The 8,647-nt window shown below is 70.2% G+C and carries 9 protein-coding genes; 4 read left to right on the forward strand and 5 right to left on the reverse strand.

What is annotated here, in order from left to right; translation table 11 throughout:
* The first annotated feature begins 373 nt into the window (after positions 1-373).
* From FNH08_RS37000 to FNH08_RS37015, 4 genes are all read left to right on the forward strand, one after another.
* On the forward strand, positions 374-1,390 hold the full coding sequence (locus tag FNH08_RS37000; RefSeq protein ID WP_152775913.1) for a LacI family DNA-binding transcriptional regulator: 1,017 nt from the start codon (positions 374-376) through the stop codon (positions 1,388-1,390).
* A gap of 161 nt (positions 1,391-1,551) precedes the next feature.
* Entirely contained in the window at positions 1,552-3,000 is a 1,449-nt protein-coding gene (gene dctA / locus FNH08_RS37005; protein ID WP_152775914.1) for a C4-dicarboxylate transporter DctA, read from the forward strand.
* A gap of 23 nt (positions 3,001-3,023) precedes the next feature.
* A complete protein-coding gene (locus FNH08_RS37010; RefSeq protein ID WP_322726099.1) occupies positions 3,024-3,926 on the forward strand; it encodes a LysR family transcriptional regulator in 903 nt (300 codons plus the stop codon).
* Between the two features lie 135 nt (positions 3,927-4,061).
* Positions 4,062-5,144: a tartrate dehydrogenase gene (locus FNH08_RS37015; protein WP_322726100.1), complete on the forward strand. Its 1,083-nt coding sequence runs from the start codon at positions 4,062-4,064 to the stop codon at positions 5,142-5,144.
* A gap of 138 nt (positions 5,145-5,282) precedes the next feature.
* On the opposite strand, the gene FNH08_RS37020 is transcribed toward FNH08_RS37015, so the two are convergent.
* From FNH08_RS37020 to FNH08_RS37040, 5 genes are all read right to left on the reverse strand, one after another.
* Positions 5,283-6,059, reverse strand: a complete 777-nt coding sequence (locus tag FNH08_RS37020; RefSeq protein ID WP_322726101.1) for a phosphotransferase family protein — start codon at positions 6,057-6,059, stop codon at positions 5,283-5,285.
* Between the two features lie 36 nt (positions 6,060-6,095).
* Entirely contained in the window at positions 6,096-6,362 is a 267-nt protein-coding gene (locus FNH08_RS37025; RefSeq protein WP_322726102.1) for a hypothetical protein, read from the reverse strand.
* A gap of 2 nt (positions 6,363-6,364) precedes the next feature.
* Positions 6,365-7,219 carry a phytanoyl-CoA dioxygenase family protein gene (locus tag FNH08_RS37030; protein ID WP_194238735.1) on the reverse strand — a complete coding sequence of 285 codons (855 nt, stop codon included), beginning with the start codon at positions 7,217-7,219 and terminating at the stop codon, positions 6,365-6,367.
* A 146-nt stretch (positions 7,220-7,365) separates the two neighbouring features.
* Positions 7,366-8,019: a DUF3105 domain-containing protein gene (locus tag FNH08_RS37035; protein ID WP_152775917.1), complete on the reverse strand. Its 654-nt coding sequence runs from the start codon at positions 8,017-8,019 to the stop codon at positions 7,366-7,368.
* A 117-nt stretch (positions 8,020-8,136) separates the two neighbouring features.
* On the reverse strand, positions 8,137-8,529 hold the full coding sequence (locus tag FNH08_RS37040; protein WP_152775918.1) for a hypothetical protein: 393 nt from the start codon (positions 8,527-8,529) through the stop codon (positions 8,137-8,139).
* Positions 8,530-8,647 lie beyond the last annotated feature (118 nt).

Raw genomic sequence — 8,647 nt, forward strand, 5'->3', positions numbered from 1 at the left:
GATTCGCTCACGGAAGGGCCTTTCGGATCGTGGGGTGACGTCGTGGCCCACGCCGTGGCCCGTCATGCCGTGCGGCCGCCGAGGTGGGCCTGTCGGTGCCCTCCCCCTCCCAGAACTCGGACAAACTCGATCATTTCGCCAACTCCCGTGTTCTTGTTCGAGGTTGAGCGGGGCGCTTGGTCCGTGTGGGCGGGACCGGCCGACGCGATCATGACGAGTGCCCTCCAGGTGGAGGCCGGCGGCACAGGTACTGTCGTCGCTGACGTGGAGGCCGCCGAGGTGGCAGGTCCCGCGGAGCACTGAACCGATGGCTGCCGCAGGCGGTGGGGACAGGAGGGACCGCCCGCTCCGCCACAACTGAGGAGATACGACCATGCCCGTGGCCCGCCGCCCCACGCTGAGCGATGTGGCACAGGAGGTAGGCGTCAGCGCCAAGACGGTGTCGCGGGTGCTCAACGAGGACGGTCCGGTCTCCGCCGAGACCCGGGAGCGGGTGATGGAGGCCGTCCAGCGGCTCGGCTTCCGCCCCAACCTGATGGCGCGCCACATGCGGCTCGGCAAGAGCGACACCGCCATCGGACTGGTCGTGCCGGACATGAGCAACCCGTTCTTCGCCACGGTGGTGAGCGGGATCGAGTCGGTGACCCACGGCAGGGGCCTCACCCTGCTCATCGGTTCGTCCGCCCAGGACGCCGAGCGTGAACGCTCGCTGGTCGGCACGTTCCTGGCCCGCCGGGTCAGCGCCCTGCTCATGGCGCCGATCCCGAGCGCCGACCACGGCTACCTCAAGGCCGAACGTTCCGCCGGGCTGCCCGTGGTCTTCCTCGACCGTCCCGGGACCGGGCTGACCGCCGACAGCGTGCTCAGCTCGAACCGCCAGGGAGCGCGGGAGGGGGTCGCGCACCTGATCCGGCACGGCCACCGCAGGATCGGCTTCATCGGCGACACACCCACCGCCCTGTACACCCGCCGGATGCGGTTGCGGGGCTACCGTGACGCCCTCGCCGAAGCCGGACTGGCCTACGACAGGGCGCTGGTCGCGGGCGGTCAGGACGTCGAGGGGGCGGCCGACGCGACCGAGCGCCTGCTGACCCTGGCGGACCCGCCCACCGCGCTGCTCGCGGCGAACAACTTCTCGTCCATGGGTGCCGTGGTCGGCCTCGCCAGGGCCGCCCGCAAGGACGTCGCGCTCGTCGGCTTCGACGACATCCCCCTCGCCGGGGTCCTCGAACCCGCCCTCACCGTGGTCGCCCAGGACCCGGCGGCCATGGGCGCCGCCGCCGCGACGATCGCGCTGTCCCGACTGGACGGCGACCGCTCCCGGGCCCGCTCCACGGAGATCCCCACCCGGCTCGTTCTCCGTGGCTCCGGCGAGCTACGGCCCCGCTGAGAGCCCGTCTCCGCGGCGTTTCGTATAGGCAGTGCCTATGCGGGGCATCGATTTTTGGTCGTGGACCTCGCCGTCTGTGACTCGCTTCACTGAGCCGGTGAGTGGTGCGACGACCGGCCGGGACCCGGTGTCGTACGGGTTCCTCAAGGCCGGAGGCCGCAATGACGCATGCCCCGAAGGAAGCCGCAGGCGACGCCGTGGTGAGGAAGAAGCCGTGGTACCGGCAGCTGTACGTGCAGGTGCTGGTGGCGATCGTCATCGGGATCGTGCTCGGGTGGCGGTGGCCGGATCTGGCCACATCGATGGAGCCGATCGGCACCACGTTCATCACCGCGATGAAGATGCTGATCGGACCGATCGTGTTCCTGACCATCATCGGCGGCGTGGCCGGAGTGGCCGACCTGAAGAAGGTGGGCCGCACCGGGATCAAGGCACTGACGTACTTCCAGCTGGGCACGATCGTCGCCCTGGCCGCGGGGCTCGTCGCGATCAACGTCTTCCGGCTCGGCGACGGCGTGCACGCCGATCCCTCGCGACTGGACGTCTCGGGTGACGCCGGCCAGTACATCCAGACGGGCGAGCACCAGCACTGGTGGGAGTTCCTGACCGGCATCGTGCCGAACAGTGTCTTCGGCGCGTTCGTCGAGGGCGACATCCTACAAGTGATCTTCCTCGCGGTGATCTTCGGTATCGCGCTGAAGTCCGTCGGCAAGGCGGGCGAACCGATCATCGCCGGGGTCAACCGTCTGACCGAAGTGGTGTTCAAGGTGCTGTCCTTCGTGATGAAGGTGGCCCCGCTGGGTGCCTTCGGGGCGATGTCCTACGCCATCGGGAAGTTCGGCCTGTCGACGCTGACCAGCCTCGGCTCGCTGATCCTGCTCTTCTACGCCACCTCGATCCTGTTCGTCGTGGTCGTGCTCGGCGCGGTGCTCGCGGCGTATGTGCGGCTGAACATCTTCCAGCTCTTCCGCTACTTCAAGGAAGAGTTCTTCCTGATCCTCGGCACCTCGACCGCCGAGCCGGCCCTGCCGGGTCTGATGCGCAAGCTGGAGTTCATGGGCGCAGAGAAGTCCACGGTCCGCCTGGTGGTGCCCACCGGCTACAGCTTCAACCTCGACGGCGCCGCGATCTACCTGTCCCTGGCCACCCTCTACATCGCCCAGGCCACCGACACACCCTTGTCCGTCGGCCAGCAACTCGGCCTGCTCGCGGTGATGCTGCTGACCTCCAAGGGCGCGGCCGGCGTCGCGGGCGGCGGCTTCATCGCGCTGACCGCGACCCTGTCGACCGTGGGCCACGTGCCCGCCGCCGGGATCATGCTCGTCTTCGGCATCGACAAGTTCATGTCGGAGTGCCGTGCCCTGGTCAACTTCTACGGCAACGCGGTCGCAGCCCTCTTCATCGCCCGCTGGGAGAAGGGCCTCGACCTGACGCGGGCCCGCCAGGTGCTGTCCGGCGAGATCCGGGAGGAGCAGCCGGTACGGGAGGAACAGGCGGAACGGGAGGAGCAGGCCGACGCAGCCGCCGGCGGTGCCCCCGAGGCCCCTGAGGCCGCCGTGCCCGCCGCGCGACCGGCCGAGGCGAACGAGGCGGTCCCGGTCAACCCGTAGACGTAGACGGTAGGGTCCGCCTGGTGGACGCCCGGCAACTCGAGTACTTCCTCGCCATCGTGGAGCACGGCGGATTCAGCAAGGCCGCCGCCGCGCTCCACGTGGCGCAGCCCTCGCTCTCTCAGGCGATGGCGAACCTCGAAGCCGACCTGGGCGTCTCCCTGTTCCACCGCATGGGCCGCGGAGTGGTGCTCAGCGAGGCCGGCGCGGAACTCCTCGAACCGAGCCGCCGCGTCCTGCGCGACCTGGCAGCCGTACGGGACAGGGCGGCCGCCCTGTCAGGCCTGCACGGCGGCACCGTCGAGGTCGCCGCCATGCCCTCACCCGGCATCGAGCCGCTGACCACCCTGATCCATCGCTTCAATGAACTGCACCCGACCGTCACCGTCAGCAGCCGGGCCGCCTTCACCCCTGAGGAGGCCGTGGAACTCGTCCGCAGCGGCGCCTGCGAGCTGGGCCTGCTCGGCGCGGCCAGCCCGGTCGCGCTGGCGGGCATCGACGTGCTGCCCGTGGAGGAGCAGCCGTTCGTCGTCGTGGCCCCGCCCGACGGTGATCTCGTGGACGGCGCCACCCTGCGCCCAGAGGACCTCGGCGGGCACAAGCTGATCGCCTCCCGGCGCGGCAGCCTGATGCGCACCATCGTCGACGACATCACCGCGCAGACCACCGGCACCGACATCGTCGCGGTCGTCGACCACCGCACCTCGATCCTTCCCCTCGTGCTGACCGGCGTCGGTCTCGCGGTCCTGCCCGCGTCCTGGACCCGGCTGGCCCGCCGCTGCGGTGCCGCCGTGGCGTCCATCGAGCCCACGGCACACCTGCATGTCGCCATGATCAGCCTGCCCGCCCACCTCACGCCGGGCGCCCGCGCGTTCCTGGAGCTGACCCGGTCATACGCCCGGCGAAAGGGCTCGCGGCAGTCGTAGCCGCCGCATCGATCGGTTGCGCCTATACGCCGTATCGAAAGCTGGTCTTGGACGGGGTACGGACCCACTGGGTTGACTCGAAGACGTCGAGAAGACATCGAGAAGACGTCGGAGAACGACCCTCGGAGGCTCCCTGTGACCGCAACCCGCACCTTCCGTATCGCCGCCATCCCCGCCGACGGCGTCGGCGCCGAGGTCGTCGCCGCGGGCCGCGCCGTGCTGGACGCGCTGGCCGCCGACTCCCAGGGGGCCTTCGCCTTCGACTGGCAGGAGTTCCCCTGGGGCTGCGGCTACTACGAGCGCACCGGCAAGATGATGGACGACGACGGCCTGGAGCAGCTGCGGGACTTCGACGCCATCTACTTCGGCGCCGTCGGCTGGCCGAGCGTCCCCGACCACATCAGCCTGTGGGGCCTGCGGCTGAAGATCTGCCAGAACTTCGACCAGTGGGCCAACATCCGTCCCGTGCACTTCCTGCCCGGCGTCACCAGCCCGCTGCGCAAGGCCGACGACACCGAACTGGACTGGGTGGTCGTCCGCGAGAACAGCGAGGGCGAGTACGCGGGACTCGGCGGCCGCAACCTCTCCGGCCGCGGACAGGGCGGCGAAATCGCCGTCCAGTCGGCCCTGTTCACCGAGGTGGGCTGCGAACGCATCATGCGCTTCGCCTTCGACCTGGCCCGCACCCGTACGCGCCGCAAGGTCTCGTCCGTCACCAAGAGCAACGCGCAGCAGTACGGCATGGTCCTGTGGGACGACGTCTTCAAGCGGGTCGCCCTCGACTACCCGGACGTGGAGACGGAGAGCGTCCTGGTCGACGCGATGTCCGCGAAGTTCGTCCTGCGCCCCGAGGACCTCTCCGTCGTCGTGGCCTCCAACCTCAACGCCGACATCCTCTCCGACCTCGGCAGCGCGCTGGCCGGAAGCCTGGGACTGGCGGCGAGCGCCAACCTCAACCCGGAACGCCGCTTCCCCAGCATGTTCGAGCCCGTCCACGGCTCCGCCCCGGACATCGCCGGCCAGGGCCTCGCCAACCCGATCGGCGCCGTCGGCAGCGCCGCGCTCATGCTGGAGCACTTCGGCCTCCCCGACCAGGCGGCCCGCCTGCACAAGGCGATCGAGACGACCACCGGTGCCGGCATCCTCACCCGCGACGTCGGCGGCACCGCCACCACCGAGGACGTCACCCAGGCCCTCATCGACGCGCTGGGCGTCTGACCGCCGCCACTTGACACCCGAACGTCCCGGTCTGCTCCTCATGTCGCGCCGACAGGCCGGGACAGGCCGTCCCCGAGACGGGCGGCCACCCTCCGTGCCGGGCCCATGAGCCCCAACCGCTCAGGGCCCGGCACGTGATCACCCAGGGGACGGTGGTGCCTCGTAGGGCCCGGGCCGCAACGCCGCGGCGAACTCGGCGCGGTGAGCGGCCGTGTAGTCGTGCTCACGCTCGGACCAGGCGACTCGGGCAGCGATCTCGTCATCGCCGACGCCGTGCGGTCCGGTCGGTCCGTTCAGGTGCCCCCGCCACCAGCGGGCGTTGCGGGCCTGACGGTCCAGCATCGCGTCGATCAGGTCCAGGCGCCGGTGAGGAGTGAGGCCGTACGCGTCGGCGAGCAGCCGTACCTGGGCGGCTTGGACGCTGACGGGTCCCCTGTCGGGCCGTGACGAGACGCACCAGGTCCAGGCCATGTAGCCCAGGTCCTCGAGCGGGTCACCGGGCGCCGCGGTGTCGAAGTCGATGAACGCGACGGGCCGGTCAGCGCGGAAGACGACGTTGTTCGGGCCCGGGTCATGGTGGCAGACGACGGGACACGTGCCGGTGAGCCCACTGGTGCGGGTGGCCCGGTGCAGACCCCGCAGCAGACCGCCGGCTGCGGAGATCTGCGGATCGGCCCAGCGGCGGAAGGAGGCCGGCACCCACCCGGGGACATAGCTGAGGACGTCGCGTCCCTGCTCGTCGGTGCCGAGGTGGCGGGGTGCTCCCGCGAACCCGCTCTGTTCGAGATGAGCGAGGAGGGACGCGACGAACGGCGAAGCCGCTGTGCACGGCCGACGCACGGTGTCCGCGACCCGCACCACTCCTTCAGTGACGCGCCCTCCGGTCAGGGGCACTTCCTGGTCGCCGCCGGACACGGTCTCCTCCCTGAGCCACTCCTCCTGAGCCACTTCCTACGCGTCGACGAGCTGCTCGAAGAAGAACTCGTGTTTGAGGAACGACACGTCGTACTCGTGGCCGGGGGAGGGCGGCAGCAGCTGGGAAGCCTGGATGAGGCGCCAGCCGTCGAGCAGGGCGTCCAGGCCGGTCGTGTAGGGCGGCTCGTCGCTGTCGCCCGCCGTCGGGGTGGTGCGGCCGGTGCCGTCGTACCGGGACCAGCCGACCACCTTGCTGTCGAGGGCGGAGGTGGTCAGGTAGAGGACGAGCACGCGCTGACGGATGGTCATGAGGACTCTCCTCCGGCGGTGTCGGCGGTGCGGGCAGCGGCGACGGCGGTCGGACGGTTGGTCACGCGGGTCACCCAGTGGTCGAGGTCGAATCGGTCGTCGCCGGTCAACTGGCGCCACAGCAACGCCCGGTTGTGGACCTCCAGTCGGCCGGCGGCCTGTTCGTACCAGGGGAAGCCTCGGGTCAGTTCCTCACGGACCGCGGGCGTGTGCAGGTCGGAGGTGCCCCAGAGGAGCTGCTGGCGGACGGTCGGGTTGAAGCGGATCTTGAACATGTAGCGCACGGTGTCGCTGTCGTTGCGCCTGCCGCCGTGCCAGAGGCCGTGGTGCACGAACACCACCGTGCCGGCGGGGCAGACCAGACGGCTCTGGCCCAGCAGGTTCTGGTAGCGCCCGGTGTCGGTCTCGTTGGTGCGCCGCAGGTGGCTGCCGGGCACGCTCAACGTGCCGCCCATCTCCAGGGTCACGTCCTGCGGGTAGTACATGAGCTGTACGTCGAAGGCGTCGGTGCGCACGTCGATGATCGCGTCCCCGTGCAGAGGCTGAGCGTTGCCCTCCTTCGCCTGGCGGATGTGGACGGCGTGGTGGTCGACGAGCGGGTCCGGCCCGACTAGGGAGCGCAAAGCGCCCGCCACCTCAGGGATCTGGAGGAGCCGGCGGGGGAAGGAGTCCGCGGGGTAGGCCTCGGGCACGGGGGTCCCGTACGGGATGCCAGGTAGTCCGGCGGCCAGGAACGGGAGCGCCTCCTCGTTCATCTCCGGAGGGACGATCCCGTCCAGGCGCAGTGAGCCGTGGGCCACGAAGCGTGCCATCTGCTGTGAACTCAGCAGAGGTGGGCTGCTGTTCGTCATGAACTCGACGGTAGGCACCGACGCCCGTGCGGCGCGTTGGCACGGTTCACCACTGCTGGTGGTTTCTCACCATGCGCCGCCGGAACGCTCATGTCCGCGGGGCCTCGCGCCGAGTGGGCGACGAGGCCCCACGGACCAGGACCGCCTCAGGCGGTCAGCCCGCCCGTACAGGCGGCGCCCGGCTCGGGTGTCTGCGCGCCCTGGACGTACTTGGACAGGAACTGTTGGACTCGGGGGTCGGACGCCTTGGTCACGGTGAGCTGCCTGCCCCAGGCCGACAGCATGATGGGACCGGACTGGTCCTTGCCGGGGCTCATCAGCGTGTACGGGGTCCTGGAGACCTTGTCGCTGAGCGTCTTTATGTCGGCCTCGGCGGCCTTGTCGTTGTACGTGATCCACACCGCGCCGTGTTCGAGGGAGTGGACGGCGTTCTCCTTGCCGATGGGCTTGGTGTAGACGGTGCCGTCGCAGGTCATCCACGCCTGGTTGTGGTCACCGCCGACGGGCGGGTTCATCGGGTAGTCGACGGTGCCCTGGACGTGGTTCTGGGTGAGCTTCTTCTTGGCCCAGGTCTTCTCGCCGCGTACGGGCTTCTTCGCCGCGGCGGCCTGCTGCTCGTCCTTCTCGTTGGCGCTGTTGAGGGCGTATCCGCCCCAGCCGACGAGTCCGGCGACGATGACCGTGCTGAGGGTGATGGTGATGACGCGGTTACGGCGCTCGCGGGCCTTCTCGGTGCGGCGCATCTCCTCGATCTTGGCCCGTCGCGCGGCGGACGCCGTCTTCTTGCTGGTCTTGCTCATGGCTGTGTGCTCCTCGTCCCCGCCGGGCGGTGGCGCCGCGCGGCGGTGGGTGCAGGCAGTGGTGGAGGGACGAACGCGGCCGTCCGTACGCGTGAGCGCGCGGCGCCGTGGAGTCGTCTAGATCCGTTGCACTTGCAGGACGTGGAGGTCCGGGGAACGGCCGGCCGGCGTGGGTTCGGCGCACCGCGAGGAGGCGCCCGGCGCGGGCAGACGCGGCATGCGGGGCAGGACCGCGGGCACCGGCTGGACGGGAGCGGCGAGCACGGCTCGTACCCCGTCGGTGGACGGGCCGCAGCAGACGTCGCCGTAGGGGCAGTCGGCCGGATGCGCACCCGTCGTGCCGTGATGAGTCGACGTCATCCAGGTGCCGACCGGTCCGCTGTCGCCGTGGGACACGGACCCCAGACACATGACCAGCGTGGCGAGCAGCACCAGCAGGGCAGAGCAGAGCGCCACGATCCGCGTGGAGCCCCACGCGCCGCTGGTCGTGTGCTCGGCCTGACTCCTCATCACCGCTGATCTTATGCGGTCGTTGGCGGTGGGCCCGCCGGTTCGCCGCTGACGAGATCGAGGAGGACGGCGACAACGGAAGGCGGGGTGGGGCCGACCGTCCTGGTCGGCCCCACCC

The sequence above is a fragment of the Streptomyces spongiae genome (genome assembly GCF_009377185.1).
GTDB lineage: Bacteria > Actinomycetota > Actinomycetes > Streptomycetales > Streptomycetaceae > Streptomyces > Streptomyces spongiae.